Origin of the sequence: Streptomyces sp. V4I2 (assembly GCF_030817655.1) — a bacterium.
Taxonomy (GTDB): domain Bacteria; phylum Actinomycetota; class Actinomycetes; order Streptomycetales; family Streptomycetaceae; genus Streptomyces; species Streptomyces plumbiresistens.
Genome location: NZ_JAUSZM010000003.1, coordinates 6,282,664 through 6,296,664 on the forward strand (window position 1 = coordinate 6,282,664; position 14,001 = coordinate 6,296,664).

Annotated in this window: 14 protein-coding genes and 1 pseudogene; 13 read left to right on the forward strand and 2 right to left on the reverse strand. The window is 71.9% G+C overall.

Annotated elements, in window-relative coordinates; all coding sequences use genetic code 11:
* Positions 1–20 precede the first annotated feature (20 nt).
* From QFZ76_RS29805 to QFZ76_RS29860, 12 genes and pseudogenes are all read left to right on the forward strand, one after another.
* Positions 21–476, forward strand: coding sequence for an Lrp/AsnC family transcriptional regulator (locus QFZ76_RS29805; protein WP_266435423.1), 456 nt, complete (start codon positions 21–23; stop codon positions 474–476).
* A gap of 46 nt (positions 477–522) precedes the next feature.
* A complete protein-coding gene (mqnE, locus tag QFZ76_RS29810) occupies positions 523–1,686 on the forward strand; it encodes an aminofutalosine synthase MqnE (RefSeq protein WP_307676602.1) in 1,164 nt (387 codons plus the stop codon).
* 77 nt (positions 1,687–1,763) lie between these two features.
* Positions 1,764–2,402 (forward strand): UdgX family uracil-DNA binding protein, encoded by a 639-nt coding sequence (locus QFZ76_RS29815; RefSeq protein ID WP_307676603.1) that lies wholly within the window; start codon positions 1,764–1,766, stop codon positions 2,400–2,402.
* A gap of 145 nt (positions 2,403–2,547) precedes the next feature.
* Positions 2,548–3,243, forward strand: coding sequence for a 2OG-Fe dioxygenase family protein (locus QFZ76_RS29820; protein WP_307676604.1), 696 nt, complete (start codon positions 2,548–2,550; stop codon positions 3,241–3,243).
* The gene (locus tag QFZ76_RS29825) at positions 3,243–4,022 is read left to right on the forward strand and encodes a class I SAM-dependent methyltransferase (RefSeq protein WP_307676605.1); all 780 of its coding nucleotides are present in this window, start codon (positions 3,243–3,245) and stop codon (positions 4,020–4,022) included. The genes QFZ76_RS29820 and QFZ76_RS29825 overlap by 1 nt, the downstream gene beginning before the upstream one ends.
* Complete coding sequence (locus tag QFZ76_RS29830) at positions 4,019–5,293, forward strand: hypothetical protein (protein ID WP_307676606.1); 1,275 nt, start codon at positions 4,019–4,021, stop codon at positions 5,291–5,293. Before QFZ76_RS29825 ends, QFZ76_RS29830 begins: the two co-directional genes overlap by 4 nt.
* Positions 5,290–6,543, forward strand: coding sequence for an MFS transporter (locus QFZ76_RS29835; RefSeq protein WP_307676607.1), 1,254 nt, complete (start codon positions 5,290–5,292; stop codon positions 6,541–6,543). The genes QFZ76_RS29830 and QFZ76_RS29835 overlap by 4 nt, the downstream gene beginning before the upstream one ends.
* Positions 6,540–7,808, forward strand: a complete 1,269-nt coding sequence (locus QFZ76_RS29840) for an ATP-grasp domain-containing protein (protein WP_307676608.1) — start codon at positions 6,540–6,542, stop codon at positions 7,806–7,808. The genes QFZ76_RS29835 and QFZ76_RS29840 overlap by 4 nt, the downstream gene beginning before the upstream one ends.
* Before the next feature lie 5 nt (positions 7,809–7,813).
* Positions 7,814–8,929: a GNAT family N-acetyltransferase gene (locus QFZ76_RS29845; protein WP_307676609.1), complete on the forward strand. Its 1,116-nt coding sequence runs from the start codon at positions 7,814–7,816 to the stop codon at positions 8,927–8,929.
* Positions 8,907–9,422 (forward strand): annotated as a pseudogene (locus tag QFZ76_RS29850) (N-acetyltransferase family protein); the annotation flags it as partial. The gene QFZ76_RS29845 and the pseudogene QFZ76_RS29850, both read left to right, overlap by 23 nt.
* An 86-nt stretch (positions 9,423–9,508) precedes the next feature.
* Positions 9,509–9,817 (forward strand): DUF4229 domain-containing protein, encoded by a 309-nt coding sequence (locus tag QFZ76_RS29855; RefSeq protein ID WP_307676610.1) that lies wholly within the window; start codon positions 9,509–9,511, stop codon positions 9,815–9,817.
* Between the two features lie 38 nt (positions 9,818–9,855).
* Entirely contained in the window at positions 9,856–10,518 is a 663-nt protein-coding gene (locus tag QFZ76_RS29860) for a TetR/AcrR family transcriptional regulator (protein ID WP_307676611.1), read from the forward strand.
* Here the strand turns inward: QFZ76_RS29860 and QFZ76_RS29865 are convergent.
* Positions 10,500–11,339, reverse strand: coding sequence for a MaoC/PaaZ C-terminal domain-containing protein (locus QFZ76_RS29865; RefSeq protein WP_307676612.1), 840 nt, complete (start codon positions 11,337–11,339; stop codon positions 10,500–10,502). The two genes, QFZ76_RS29860 and QFZ76_RS29865, sit on opposite strands and share 19 nt — an antisense overlap.
* 256 nt (positions 11,340–11,595) lie before the next feature.
* Here QFZ76_RS29865 and QFZ76_RS29870 point away from each other — a divergent pair, with 256 nt between their 5' ends.
* A complete protein-coding gene (locus QFZ76_RS29870; RefSeq protein ID WP_307676613.1) occupies positions 11,596–13,512 on the forward strand; it encodes a long-chain fatty acid--CoA ligase in 1,917 nt (638 codons plus the stop codon).
* A 51-nt stretch (positions 13,513–13,563) separates the two neighbouring features.
* Here the strand turns inward: QFZ76_RS29870 and QFZ76_RS29875 are convergent, their stop codons facing one another.
* Positions 13,564–13,995 (reverse strand): SgcJ/EcaC family oxidoreductase, encoded by a 432-nt coding sequence (locus tag QFZ76_RS29875; protein WP_307676614.1) that lies wholly within the window; start codon positions 13,993–13,995, stop codon positions 13,564–13,566.
* Between the last annotated feature and the right edge of the window lie 6 nt (positions 13,996–14,001).

Below are 14,001 nucleotides of genomic sequence, written 5' to 3' on the forward strand. Positions count from 1 at the left end.
CATCGGAAGGCTTCGATCGCATGGACGCGGTGGACAGGCAGCTCATCCAGGCCCTGAGGGAGAACGGCCGGGCCTCCTACGCGGAGCTGGGACGCCTCGTCGGCCTGTCGGGACCCAGCGTCACCGACCGCATCAACCGGCTGGAGGCGGCCGGCGTCATCACCGGCTACCGCGCCACGGTCGACGCCGCCTCGCTCGGCCTCGGCGTCATCGCCCTGATCGGCATCTCGCTCTCGGACGCCGCCGACCACGAGGACGTGGCCCGCCGGCTGAAGGACCTCTCCGAGATCGAGGACTGCTGGTTCATCGCGGGCGACGACTCGTTCATGCTCAAGGTGCGGGCGACCGACGTCGACGGCCTGGAGAAGATCATCCGGCGGCTCAGCGGAACCAAGGGCGTGTCCCGGACCCGTACCACGATCGTGCTGTCCACGAAGTGGGAGAACAGGGTCGGGGAGCTGCCCGAAGAGGCATAGACGTACGGTGGGAGACGGTGGGAAGTCGTCGGAGAAAGGTGTGGGTATGGACGTCGGACTCAAGCGCGAGCTGGAGCAGAAGGTCAGGGCCGGTGAGCGGCTGACCCGTGAGGACGGCATCGCGCTGTACGAGTCGGACGACCTGGCCTGGCTGGGCGGCCTCGCGCACGAGGTGCGGACGCGGAAGAACGGCGACGTCGTCCACTTCAACGTCAACCGCCACCTCAACATGACGAACGTGTGCACCGCGTCCTGCGCCTACTGCTCCTTCCAGCGCAAGCCGGGTGAGAAGGACGCGTACACGATGCGCATCGAGGAGGCGGTCAAGCTCGCCAAGTCGATGGAGGGCGAGAACCTCACCGAGCTGCACATCGTCAACGGCCTGCACCCGAACCTGCCGTGGCGCTACTACCCGCGGTCGCTCAAGGAGCTCAAGGCCGCCCTGCCGAACGTGTCGCTGAAGGCCTTCACCGCCACCGAGATCCACCACTTCGAGACCATCTCGGGGCTCAGCGCGAGCGAGATCCTGGACGAGCTGATCGACGCCGGTCTGGAGTCGTTGACCGGCGGCGGGGCCGAGATCTTCGACTGGGAGGTCCGGCAGCACATCGTCGACCACCGCACGCACTGGGAGGACTGGTCGCGGATCCACCGCCTCGCGCACGAGAAGGGTCTGAAGACCCCGTGCACCATGCTCTACGGCCACATCGAGGAGCCCCGCCACCGCGTCGACCACGTGCTGCGGCTGCGTGAGCTCCAGGACGAGACCGGCGGCTTCCAGGTCTTCATCCCGCTGCGCTACCAGCACGACTTCGTGGACATGAAGGACGGGAAGGTACGGAACCGGCTGCAGGCCCGGACCCAGATGGCCACCGGTGCCGAGGCCCTCAAGACCTTCGCGGTCTCCCGGCTGCTCTTCGACAACGTTCCGCACGTCAAGGTCTTCTGGGTCATGCACGGCGTCCAGACCGCCCAGCTCGCGCTCCAGCACGGCGCCGACGACATGGACGGCTCGGTCGTCGAGTACAAGATCACGCACGACGCCGACAACTACGGCACCCCGAACAAGCTGACCCGCGAGGACCTGCTGGACCTGATCAGGGACGCTGGGTTCCGCCCGGTGGAGCGCAATACGCGGTACGAGATCATCAGGGAGTACGACGGCCCGGACCCCGCGCGTCGTGAGACCCCGCAGCCGATGCGCGTGTGACGTCGACTGCGCGACCAGCCCTCCACGCACCCGCAGACGACATGGGTCCGAACCCCCACGGCGGGTACTCGGGCCCCATGCCTCCCGAGGACGCATACACCGCGGAGCCCTTCGTCCCGGACCGCGGCGGCCTCCCAGCCCTACGCAAGGCCGCCGCCGAGTGCCGGGGCTGCCCCCTGCACCGGGACGCCACTCAGACCGTGTTCGGGGCGGGGGCGGCCGACGCCCGCGTGATGCTCGTGGGGGAGCAGCCCGGGGACCAGGAGGACCGGCAGGGCAAGCCCTTCGTCGGGCCGGCCGGGAAGCTGCTGGACCGGGCGCTGGCGGAGGCGGGCATCGACCCCGGCGAGGCGTATGTCACCAACGCCGTGAAGCACTTCAAGTTCACGCAGGCCGAGCCCCGCAAGCGCCGGATCCACAAGGCGCCGTCCCTGCGCGAGATGACCGCGTGCGGGCCGTGGCTCGCCGCCGAGCTGGCCGTCGTGGAGCCGGAACTGATCGTGGTGCTCGGTGCCACGGCCGGCAAGGCGCTGCTCGGGTCGTCGTTCCGGGTCACCCAGGTGCGCGGGACGGTGCTGGAGGAGGAGATCCACGGGCACGCGGAGCGGCTGGTGCCCACCGTGCACCCCTCCTCGGTGCTGCGGGCGGACGACCGGGAGGCCGCGTATCGCGGGCTGCTCTCCGATCTGCGGGTCGCGGCCCATGCCCTTGGGTGAACTTCCGGCCACGGCGGGTGCACGGCTTTCGGAAACGTTGATTTAACGCCCCGGTGTCTACGCGTGTTGATCAACGGCGACTACAGTCTTGGCCTTCAAGTCGCTTTCCGGTCAACTGACCGGGCAACACGGGGAGTTGCGGCACATGGGGCTGAACGGTCAGGGCTTCGCGATCTTCGACGTGCCGCCACTGGGGGAGGCGGCGCTGACAGAGTTCGAGAAGCTGCCGCTGGACAAGTACACGGGCTCGCGGCAGCGCTATCGGCGGTACTCGCAGTTCCGGCTCACCCATGAGGGCGGGGCGTGGACGCCGCGGGTGCTGCCGCACCGGGAGTTCGCGCAGGCGCGGGAGTACAACGCGCTGGTCGGCGGGCAGCCGCGGTCCTTCGAGCCGCTCAACGTCGTGCCCGAGCCGCTGATCCGCGCCGCCGCCGAGGCGATCGGCCTCGACCAGGACGCGTCCTGGCAGCTCAACGTGCACCAGGTGCGCATCGTCTCCGCGCCCGGTGTGAAGGGCGTCGCCGTGCCCGAGGGACCGCACCGCGACGGGCACCACTACACCGTCACCGCGGTCAGCCGCCGGCACAACATCAGCGGCGGCGAGACCCAGTTGATGCCGCCGGGCGGCGGGCAGCCGTTCTTCCGTACGGTGCTGCAGCCGGGGCAGGCCATCGCGCTCAACGACCGTGAGATGTTCCACCACGCCACCGACATCGACCACCTCGACGACAGCGGTGGCCTGCGCGACGTCTGGCTGATCGCGGTGAACCCCTGGGACGAGCGCCGGTACGGGGAGGAGTGGGAGGCCAAGGTCCTGGAGGGGCAGCGGGCGTCGGCGTGATGACGACCGAGGCGCTCAAGGCTCCGGTCACGGACCTCTACGACCGGATCGGCATCGGCTACTCCTCCGTACGGCGGCCCGATCCGCGGTGGGCCGCCGCGATCCGCGACGCCGTCGGCGACGCGCGCAGCGTCATCAACGTCGGTGCGGGCGCGGGCTCCTACGAACCGCGGGACGTCCCGCTGCTCGCCGTCGAGCCGTCCGCCGCGATGCGCGCCCAGCGGCCCGCCGACGCCGCCCCCTGTCTCACCGGGCGGGCCGAGGAACTTCCCTTCGACGACGCGCAGTTCGACGTCGCCCTCGCCGTCCTCACCGTGCACCACTGGACCGACCTCGCCGCCGGGGTCGCCGAACTGCGGCGCGTGGCACGGCGGTTCGTGGTCGTGACGTACGACATGGCGGTGCAGCGGGAGTTCTGGCTCACCCGCGAGTACCTGCCCGAGATCGCCGCGGCCGAGGAGAGCAGGGTGCCGTCGCTGCCGCACCTCACCGGGCTCCTCGGCGAGTGCGAGGTCCGGCAGCTGCCGGTGTGGCACGACTTCACCGACGGTTTCATGACCGCCTTCTGGCGGCGGCCCCACGCCTACCTGGACCCGGTGCGCCGCCGCTCCTGCTCGGCGTTCGCGCTGACCGACCCGGCCGCGGTGGAGCGGGGCGTCGGGCGGCTGGCCGCCGACCTGGAGTCCGGGGCGTGGGAGCGCGGGCACGCGGGGCTGCTGGAGCTGGACCACATCGACGCCGGGTTCCGGCTGATCACGGGAGCGGGAGGCGAGCGATGACGACCGGCTGGGACGGGACACGCCTCGCGGACATCGCCGGGCGGTACGGCACCCCCGTGCACGTCCTCGACGTGCGGCGGGCCGAGCGGGCCGCCGACGAACTGCTGAGCGCGCTCGGCGGGTTGGGGCGGCCGGGGCGGGCGTACTACTCGGTGAAGACGAACTATCTGCCCCACCTGTGCGAGCGGTTCGCGGTTCGCGGGCTCGGTGCGGACGTGGTCTCCGGCTACGAGCTGCGGGCCGCGCTGCGCGCCGGGTTCGCGCCCGGCGACGTCGTCTTCAACGGCCCGGTGAAGACGCCGGAGGAACTCGCCCTGGCCGTACGCAACTCGGTGCGCGTCAACATCGACGGCGAGCACGAGATCGCGGCACTGGAGCGGGCGGCAGCCGAGGCGGGGACCGTGGCGGAGGTGGGGATACGGCTGTTTCCGGGGCTGCCCGTCACCGGATCCGACGACCCCGCGTTCGTCGCCCAGGCCGAACGGTCCGCCCGGCGCGGACGGTTCGGCTGGCCGACGGGTAGCGGGCAGCTGGCGCGGGTGCTGGCCACCGTAGAGGCCGCGAAGCATCTTCGTCTCACCGCCGTGCACGCGCACCTCGGCAGCCAGATCGTCCACCCCGAGCTGCTGCTCGCCGCCCTCGACCCGGTACTGGAGGAGGCCGCGCGGCTCGGCGTGCGTGAGGTGAACATCGGCGGCGGATTCGGCGTGCCCGGGATTCTGCGGCCGCGGGGCACCGACCGGTCGCCCGGGCCGGGGCTCGACCCGGCGTCCTTCCTCACCGTCGTGGACAAGCGGATGACCGAGCTCGGTCTCGGTGACGCCGTCCTGGCGTGCGAACCGGGGCGGCTGCTGGTGTCCGACGCGATGTGCCTGCTCACCCGCGTGATGTCCCGCAAGGAGCTGCCGGACTCCCGCTGGCTGATCCTCGACGCGGGCCACCACATCGCCCCCTGGACCGGCACCGGCGAGGTGCATCGATTCACGCCGATCGGGCGGGAGTTCTCCGCCGACCTCACCCCATGGTCCCTCGCCGGCCCCCTCTGCTACGAGGCCGACATCCACGCCCCCGCCACCGACCTGCCCGCCGACCTCGACATCGGCGACCTGCTCGCCATGCACGACTCCGGCGCCTACTCGCTGGGCCGCAGCAACAACTTCATCCGCCTGCGCGCCGGGGTCGTCGCGATCGACGGGGAGCGCGAGGACCTGGTGTGGCGGGCGGAGACGGACGAGGACGTGTTCCGGTTCGCGGTGGAGGCCGGCGTATGAGCCTTGTCGCCAAGTACGCCGAGCTGCTCCGCCTCCCCGGCGCCCGCCCCGCCGTCGTCCCCGCCGCCTGTGCCCGCCTCGCGGTGACCATGGTGCCGGTGGCGCTGCTGCTGAGCGTCGTCGAGGCGGGGCGGTCGTTCGCCGTCGCGGGCGGGGCCGCCGGTGCCTACGCGGTCGGCAGCGCGTGCGGGCAGCCCTTCGCCGGGCGGGCCATGGACCGGCTGCGTCCGGCGCCCGTGCTGCGGGTGCTGGGCACGGGGGTGTGCGTCGCGCTGGTCTGCGTCGCCGTGGCCGGCCTGCGCGCACCGGTCGCCGTGCTGTTCGCCTGCGCCTGTCTCGCCGGGGCGTGCGCGCCGCCGGTCGGGGCCTCCGTGCGGGCGCTGTGGAGCAGACTGACCGAGGACGAGGGCCTGCGGCAGCGGGCGTACTCCTTCGAGGCCACCCTGACCGAGTTCCTCTTCATCGCGGGCCCCTCCCTGATCACCCTGCTCGCCGCGACCGTCGGCGCGCGCCCCGCGCTGGTCACGGCGGCGGTGGTGATGGGCGCCGGCACCTGGGCCTACGCGCAGGCCCCGGCCGTACGGGAACAGCGGCCCGCCTCCGCAGCGGTCAAGCCCCGCAAACGCGGCGCGCACCGGCCGGTCGCCGCGCTCACCGTCCTCGTCGCGATCGGTCTGACCGCCGCCCTGTCCAGCGCGCTCGCCGTCGCCGTCGCCGCGCTGCTGGACGGGGAGCGGTCGGACACGGCGTTCGCGGGCGTGCTGCTCGCCCTGCAGTCGGCGGGCAGTGTGGCCGGTGGCCTCGTCTACGGGGCGAAGCTGCGGCCCGGCTCCACCTACGGCCGCTATCTGCGGCTCCTCGTCGTCCTCACCGCCGGGCTGTCGCTGCTGCCGCTGGCCGGGCTCGCGGACGGCACCACGGCCGTCGTACTCCTGGCCGTCCTGCTGATCGCCAGCGGAACGCCCATCGCGCCCGCCGGCGCCGAGGAGTTCCAGCTGATCGGCGACATGACGGAGACCGGGCGGATGACCCAGGCCTTCGCGGGCGTCGGCAGCTTCATCCAGGCCGGCAGTGCCGCCGGTTCCGCGGTGGCCGGCGTGGTCGCCGAGCAGCTGGGCGCCTCGGCCGCGCTGCTCGTGCCCGCCGGCTGCACGGCCCTCGCCCTGGTCCTCGTCGTCGCCGCCCGCCACCCCATCGCGGTGGCGACCGCACCTGCCGCCCAGGCCGCCCTCGAAGGGAAGACCGCATGAGCACCACCCCCGTGATCGCCGTCATCGAGAGCCAGCTCTCCGACTTCGGACTCACCCCGTTGCGCGCCGCCCACGAACTCGGATACCGGGCCGTGCTGGTGAGCAACGACCCCGACCGCTACCGGATCGTCTCCACCGCCGACGAGGTGTACGCCAAGTACATCGACGGCATCCTCACCGCCGACACCAACTCCGTCGCCTCCGTCGTCGAGGCGCTCGCGCCCTTTCACGCCGAGGGCGTGCTGGCCGGCGTCATGACGGTCACCGACTACAACATCCCGGTCGTCGCCGAGATCGCCGCGCACTTCGGGCTGCCCGGCATGAACGTCGACGCGGCCGCCGCCTGCCGCGACAAGCTCGTCCAGCGCGAACTGATGCGGGACGCCGGGGTCGCCGTACCGCGCTTCACGCAGGCCGTCACCGAGGCGGACGCGCTGGCCGCCGCCGAGGAGTACGGGCTGCCCGTCGTGGTGAAGCCGATGACGGAGTCGGCGAGCATCGGCGTCAGCCTCTGCCGCACGCCCGAGGAGGTCGCCGCCGCGCACCACGCCATTGCGTCCGTGCCGCTGAACTTCCGCGGCCAGCCGCGGCGGCCGGGGGCGCTCGTCGAGGAGTATCTGATCGGCTACGAGCTCAGCGCCGAGATCGTGTACGACGGTCGGGAGCACGTCGTCGTCGGCCTGACCGACAAGGCGCTGGGCCCGCACCCGTACTTCGCCGAGCTGGGCGAGGTGTTTCCGTCGCTGCTTTCCGAGCCGGTGCGGGCGGCGTGCGCCGAGCTGGCCGTGCGGGCCCTTACGGCCGTCGGGCACGACTTCGGCGCCGCGCACGTCGAGGTCAAGGTCACCGAGGGCGGGCCGTACGTGGTGGAGATCAACGGGCGGATGGCGGGGGCGGAGATCCCGCGCCTGATCCTCGAGTCCACCGGCATCCACATGCAGCGTGAGGTGGCCAAGCTCCATGCCGGGGTCCCGGCCGACCTCACCCCCACCCAGTCCCGGGCCGCCGCGTCCCGGTACCTCACCGCGCGGTCGGCGGGGATCCTCGCGGGTGTCGAAGGCGCGGACCTGGCCCGCCGGGTGCCGGGCGTCGTCACGGTCGTCCTCCAGCCCAAGGCGGGCAAACCGGTCAAGCCGGCCGAGAGCAACCTCGACTACCTGGGCACGGTGGTGGCCACCGCCGACACGGCGGGGGACGCGCTGAGGTGCGCGGACGCGGCGATCGGGCAGTTGACGCCGGTGGTGGCGGAGGCGGAGGGGGAGTGACGGACATGACCGACAGCCCCGGCCGCCCCACCGTCGCCGTGCACCGCAGCCCCCACGCCCTCGACCCGGCCTGGGACTCCGCCTTCGGCACCCGGTCCTTCTTCTCCGCCACGCCCTGGCTCCGGCACGCCCACGCCACGGCCGCCACCGCCCCGTACTACTTCACCGCCCGCTCCCCGGACGGGGACCTGCTCGCCGCCCTCCCCGCCCACCCCCTCGAAGACGACGCCCCCTATGTCTTCTGCCGCCCCGACTTCGTCCTCGGCCGGAACTACGACGCCCCCTGGACCCCGGACCTCATGCCCGCCCTCGCCCTCGGCGGCCGCAATCCCTCCCACGGCAAGGCGGCCGCCGTGGACCCTCACGCCCTGCGCGGCCTCCTGACCACCGCCGAGGAACAAGCCCGCGACGACGGCATGCGCTCGGTCTGCTTCCTCTACGTCGACGAGGACGACGAGGTCCTGCGCACGGCCCTCACCGGCGCGGGCTACACGGACCTCGCCTTCGAGACGACGTACTCCCTGGACGTCCCGTCGGCGTCCGACGGCGGCTTCGACGCCTACCGTGCCCGCTTCGGCCGCGAGACCCGCCGCCGGATCCGCCGCGACCTGCGGCGACTGGAGGAGGCGGGAGTGAGCTACGCGCTCTCGCCCCTCACCGACGACCTCATCGACCGCATCGCCCCCCTGGAGCTGAACCTCTACGCCAAGTACGGCACCCCGGCCGACGCCGACGCCTTCCGCCGCGTCCTGACCAGCGTCGCGACCAACACCGGCGACACGGCCCGCGTCCTCACCGCCGAGCTGGACGGACGCCTCGCCGGATTCGTGCTCTTCTTCACCCACCGCGGCGAGATGTACGCCCGCCAGACCGGCTACGACTACGAAGCGAAGGGCGACACCCCTCTGTACTTCGGCCTCCTCTACTACGAGCTGCTGCGTCTCGCCGTCACCGAGGACGTCACGGCGATCCACTACGGCACCGGCTCCGGCGACGTGAAACTCTCCCGCGGCTGCACCGGACGCGCCCAGCTCGCGTACGTGAAGGCCTTCGACCCGCAGACGGGCGTACGGCTGGCCGAACTTAAACTTGCCGACCATGGAGCTGATATTCCGGCCTGACCCCCACCTCTCGCCCGCGCTGCTGGACGAGCTGACCCGGCTGTGGACGGACGTCAACAACGCGGGCGGAGCGGTCGGCTTCGTCGGCGACACGACGTACGAGGACGTACGGCCCGAGATCGACCGGTACGCGGAGTCGGTCGCGGCCGGACGCCACCGCCTGATCGCCGGGCTCGACCCCGACGGACGGCTGCGCGCCACCGCCTTCCTCGGCTTCAACACGCACCGCCTCCAGGGCCACTACGCCTGGCTGACCACCGTCATGGTCGACCCCTCCCTCCAGCGCGGCGGCCACGGCCGGGCCCTGCTCGCGGCGGCCGAGGAGCACGCCCGCGACCTCGGCCTGGAGGCGCTCAAGCTGACCTGCCGGGGCGGGACGGGCCTGGAGGACTTCTACGCCTCCGTCGGCTACAAGGAGGTGGGCCGGGTGCCGGGCGGGCTGCGGGTCGCCGCGGACGACTACCGGGACGACATCATGATGTGGCTTCCCCTGACACCCCCTGCAAGATCGCATGCCGGGCGTGCTTCACTGGATGGTGCGTTCGGGAACATTCGGTCGGAACGGAAGAGTGGATTGAGATGCTCCGCTACACACTGATGCGCCTCGGGATCTTCGTGGGCTGCTTCGTGGTCGTCTGGGGCCTCGTCTACTCCGGTGTCGTCCCGCGCGGCGTGGGCGACGCCAACGGCATGTGGGTCGTCCTGCTCGCCCTCGTGCTCTCCGCGCCGATCAGCTTCGTCGTGCTGCGCAAGGAGCGGGACCGCGCCTCGCTCCAGGTCGTCCAGAAAGTGGACCGTATGAAGTCCAACCTGGAGGCCAACCGCAGCCAGGAGGACGGGGCCGACGACAGCGCCCGGGCGCAGGGGCAGGCTCCCCAGGCCTCATAAGAGAGCCGCTCACGGCCGTACCCAATTAGTCTTCCGGTATGGGTGCCGTGAAGAGCAAGCGGATGCCGCGTGCCGTCCGTGAGCAGCAGATGCTGGACGCCGCCGTGCGGACCTTCGGGCAGCGCGGGTACATGGCCGCGTCGATGGACGAGATCGCGGAACTCGCGGGCGTGTCCAAGCCGTTGGTGTATCTGTACCTGAACTCGAAGGAAGACCTCTTCACCGCCTGCATCCGCCGTGAGGCCAAGGCCCTCACCGTGGCCGTCCGGGCCGGCGTCGATCCGGCCCTGCCCGCCGACCGCCAACTCTGGGACGGTCTGCGGGCGTTCTTCACCCACACCGCGCGGCATCCGGACGCCTGGTCGGTCCTGCACCTCCAGGCCCGCACCCACGGCGAGCCGTTCGCCGCCGAGGTGGCCTCGATGCGCGAGGAGATCGTCGCCTTCGTGACCGGGCTCATCGTCGTCGCCGCCCGAGCGGCCCACCGCGACCCCGACCTCGCCGAACGCGAGGTCGCCGGTCTCGCCGAGGCCCTGGTCGGCGCCGCCGAGTCCCTCGCCGCCTGGGCCAACGTCACGCCGGGGGTCAGCGCCCGACAGGCGGCGGCGACCCTGATGAACTTCGCGTGGGCGGGGCTGGGGAACCTGATGGACGGGCGTCCCTGGTCGCCGCCCGAGCCGGTTCACGAGGCCGTCGGGTAGACCCCGCCGCTCACATGCACCCGGCCCCCGCCGCGCAGTTCGAACCGCTCGCCGTCCGCGGCGTACGTCACCGTGCCCGGCAGCAGCACGGGCGCCTTGAACTCCGCCCGCACCAGGGCGGCTTGCGGAGTGCCGTGCGCGGCCAGGCAGCGGGCCACGGTCCACATGCCGTGCGCGACGGCCCGGGGGAAGCCGAAGAGGCGGGCGGTGAGCGGGTGCAGGTGGATGGGGTTGCGGTCGCCGGAGACCGCGCCATAGCGCCGCCCCACATCACCGGCCAGCCGCCACTCGGCGACGGCGGGCAGCGGCTCGTGGGCCCGCGCGCCGGTCTCAGCGGTACGGCCGTCCGTGCGGTGCCGCGCGAGATACGTGCTCCTCGACTCCCACACGACGCTCCCGTCCGCCCGCGCCTCGGTGATGACGGCCGCCTCCGTGCCGCGCCGGTGCGGCGCCAACCCGTCGACGTACACGGTGAGTTCGTACTCCCCGGTGGCCGCGAGCGCGGTGTGCTGCGCGATCTCGATCGACGTATGGACGAGCCCGAGCAGCGGCAGGGGGAAGTCCCGTCCGCTCATCAGGCGCATCGCGAGCGGAAAGCCCAGCACGTGCGGATACGTCGCCGGCAGCGCGTCGTCCCCGGTCGCGAAGCCGCACACCCGCTCGTACGCCGCGAGCCGGGCGAGGTCGACGCGCAGGCCGGGCAACAGCAGCCGGGTGCCGGGGAATTCGGCGGCCGGGCGGGGCCGCTTGAAGGGGGACAGCAGGGCGCCGCGCGCGAGGAGGGGCGCGAGGGCGGGGGACCGGGTGAGGACGACGGACACCGACCTAATGTTACCGCAGGTAATGCCACGTCACACGGGGCGTACCTGAGGGTCGCTCACATAACCTCCGAGGTTGCACATCCCCGGCTCCGGACCACCTCCGAACCCGCACGAACCTTCCACGCGGGCCCCGTACGATCACCGTCTTAACCCGCGGTAACCCGTCAGCCGCGCGCCGCTGGTGAACGCCCTGGTATGTCCCGTGCGTACCACATGCAGCAGAGCGGAACGCTGCTGCACGCCTCTGGAGCTGCCCATGTCCCTCGCCTACACGTCCGGTCACGACTACGACGGCGCGCCCGTGCTCGTGGAACCGGAGATCCGGCGGCTGGACGGAGAGGTCCGGGAGGTCTCCGTACCGCCGATGGTCCCGCCGCTGAGCCACGGATCGCTCGCCGACCTGCCCTTCGACAACGCCGACACGGCGCCCGAGCACCGGGTGCTCAGCCGCCGTACGGCGGAGGGCGGCTGGGCGGACGTCACGGCGGCCGAGTTCGCCGGGGAAGTGCTCGCCCTGGCCAAGGGGATGGTCTCGGAAGGGCTGACGCCGGGCGACCGGATCGCGATCATGGCGCGGACGACGTACGAGTGGACGCTCCTCGACTTCGCCGCGTGGGCCGCCGGCCTGGTCACCGTCCCGATCTACCCGACCTCCTCCGTCTACCAGACCCGGTGGATCCTCCAGGACTCGGGCGCGGTGGCCCTGGTCACGGAGACCGTCGCCCAGGCGTCAGCGCTGGGCCCGGAACTCAGCCAGGTCCCCGACCTGCGCCACCTGTGGATCCTCGAGAAGGGCCACCTGGAGCGCGTCGCCGAACTGGGCCAGGGCGTCGCCGACCAGGAGATCGCCGTACGGCGCGGGGTGCTGGTCCCGGACACGCTCGCCACCATCGTCTACACCTCGGGCACCACCGGCCGCCCCAAGGGCTGTGCGCTCACGCACGGCAACTTCCTCGCGGAGGTCGACAACGCGATCGAACTCCTGCACCCCGTCTTCAAGTCGCAGACGGCGTCCGAGGACCTCGCCACCCTCCTCTTCCTCCCGATGTCACACGTCTTCGGCCGCATGGTGGCCGTCGCCTGCATCCGCGCCCGGGTCCGTCTCGGCCACGCGCCGAGCCTGCAGTCGGAGGACCTGCTGGCGGACCTCGGGAGCTTCAAACCGACGTTCCTGCTGGTCATCCCGTACATGCTGGAGAAGGTCTTCAACAACGCGCGCGCCAAGGCGGAGAGCGGCGGCCGGGTCAAGGTCTTCGACCGCGCGACCAACGTGGCCTGCCGCTACGCCGAGGCGGTCGAGGCCCGCCTGGCCGGAACGGGCTCCGGCCCCGGCGCCTCCCTCAAGGCGGCCCGCGCCTTCTACGACCCCCTGGTCTACCGCCGCATCCGCAGCGCCATGGGCGGCCGCATCCGTCACATCATCTCCGGCGGCTCCCCCCTCGGCCGCCGCCTCGCGGCCTTCTACGCGGGCGCGGGCATGGAGATCATCGAGGGCTACGGCCTCACCGAGTCCACCGGCGCCGCCACGGTCACCCCGCCCCTCAAACCCCGCCTGGGCACGGTCGGCTGGCCGTTGCCCGGCACCAGGATCCGCATCGCCGCGGACGGCGAGATCCTCCTGAGCGGCGGCCAGGTCTTCCGCGGCTACTGGGACCCGCACGGCAGCGGCCTCATCCCCGCCTCCCCCGACGGCTGGTTCCAGACGGGCGACATCGGCCGCCTGGACGACGAGGGCTACCTGACGATCACGGGCAGGAAGAAGGAGATCCTGATCACGGCGGGAGGCAAGAACGTCGCCCCGGCCCCCTTGGAGAACTGGCTCCGCTCCCACCCCCTGATCTCCCAGTGCATGGTCGTGGGCGACACCCGCCCCTACATCTCCGCCCTCATCACCCTCGACATGGATGGCGTCACCCACTGGCGCCAGATGAACGGCAAACACCCCGTCCCGGCGGAACTCCTCGTGAACGACGAGGAGTTGCGAGCGATCCTCCAGCGAGCGGTGGACGAGGCCAACAAGCTCGTCTCCCGCCCCGAGTCCATCCGACGCTTCACCATCCTCCCGGTGGACTTCTCGGAGCGGGCCGGCCACCTGACCCCGTCGATGAAACTGCGCAGGGAAGCGGTCATGAAGGACTTCGCGCAGGACGTGGAAGGGCTGTACCAGCGGTGAGCGCGCCGGCGCGGCCGACCCGTGGACGGCGGCGGCCCGCTCCGAGCCGCCTCACGCGGCTTCGAACACCTCCGTGTTCTGGCAGGCGGTGAGCCGCCACTCGCCGTTCTCCTTGGACATCACGTACATCGGGCTGCCGGGGTTGCCGAGTGGCTCGCCGTCGGGGGTCCGGTACTGGGCGCGGACCTTCACGGCGGCCACGTCGGGCCGGATGAACAGCACGTGTTCCACCTCGTAGGTCACCGTCGACTCGCGCATGGCGCCGGGGAGGACCTGACGCGTGAAGGCGGCGATGTCCTCTCGTCCGAAGAGTCGCCGCCCGTGTCCCGTCGTCCAGATCGCGTCGGCGCGGAACAACCCGACGAACTCCTCCGGGAGTTCGTTCCGCTGGGCGTGCTCCACCCTGGCCACCACCTGGGTGATCGCCTCGATCTCCAGCGCCTCGAACTCCACCGCCGCGTGCGACTGCTCTGTCGTCGTCATGCGGCG

Excerpts from the sequence above, each read along its gene's own strand:
- QFZ76_RS29815 (WP_307676603.1), top strand. The coding sequence starts at position 1,764 with ATGCCTCCCGAGGACGCATACACCGCGGAGCCCTTCGTCCCGGACCGC.
- QFZ76_RS29830 (WP_307676606.1), top strand. The coding sequence starts at position 4,019 with ATGACGACCGGCTGGGACGGGACACGCCTCGCGGACATCGCCGGGCGG.
- QFZ76_RS29845 (WP_307676609.1), top strand. The coding sequence starts at position 7,814 with ATGACCGACAGCCCCGGCCGCCCCACCGTCGCCGTGCACCGCAGCCCC.
- QFZ76_RS29840 (WP_307676608.1), top strand. The coding sequence starts at position 6,540 with ATGAGCACCACCCCCGTGATCGCCGTCATCGAGAGCCAGCTCTCCGAC.
- QFZ76_RS29860 (WP_307676611.1), top strand. The coding sequence starts at position 9,856 with ATGGGTGCCGTGAAGAGCAAGCGGATGCCGCGTGCCGTCCGTGAGCAG.
- QFZ76_RS29870 (WP_307676613.1), top strand. The coding sequence starts at position 11,596 with ATGTCCCTCGCCTACACGTCCGGTCACGACTACGACGGCGCGCCCGTG.
- QFZ76_RS29825 (WP_307676605.1), top strand. The coding sequence starts at position 3,243 with ATGACGACCGAGGCGCTCAAGGCTCCGGTCACGGACCTCTACGACCGG.
- QFZ76_RS29805 (WP_266435423.1), top strand. The coding sequence starts at position 21 with ATGGACGCGGTGGACAGGCAGCTCATCCAGGCCCTGAGGGAGAACGGC.
- QFZ76_RS29875 (WP_307676614.1), bottom strand. The coding sequence starts at position 13,995 with ATGACGACGACAGAGCAGTCGCACGCGGCGGTGGAGTTCGAGGCGCTG.
- mqnE (WP_307676602.1), top strand. The coding sequence starts at position 523 with ATGGACGTCGGACTCAAGCGCGAGCTGGAGCAGAAGGTCAGGGCCGGT.
- QFZ76_RS29855 (WP_307676610.1), top strand. The coding sequence starts at position 9,509 with ATGCTCCGCTACACACTGATGCGCCTCGGGATCTTCGTGGGCTGCTTC.
- QFZ76_RS29835 (WP_307676607.1), top strand. The coding sequence starts at position 5,290 with ATGAGCCTTGTCGCCAAGTACGCCGAGCTGCTCCGCCTCCCCGGCGCC.
- QFZ76_RS29820 (WP_307676604.1), top strand. The coding sequence starts at position 2,548 with ATGGGGCTGAACGGTCAGGGCTTCGCGATCTTCGACGTGCCGCCACTG.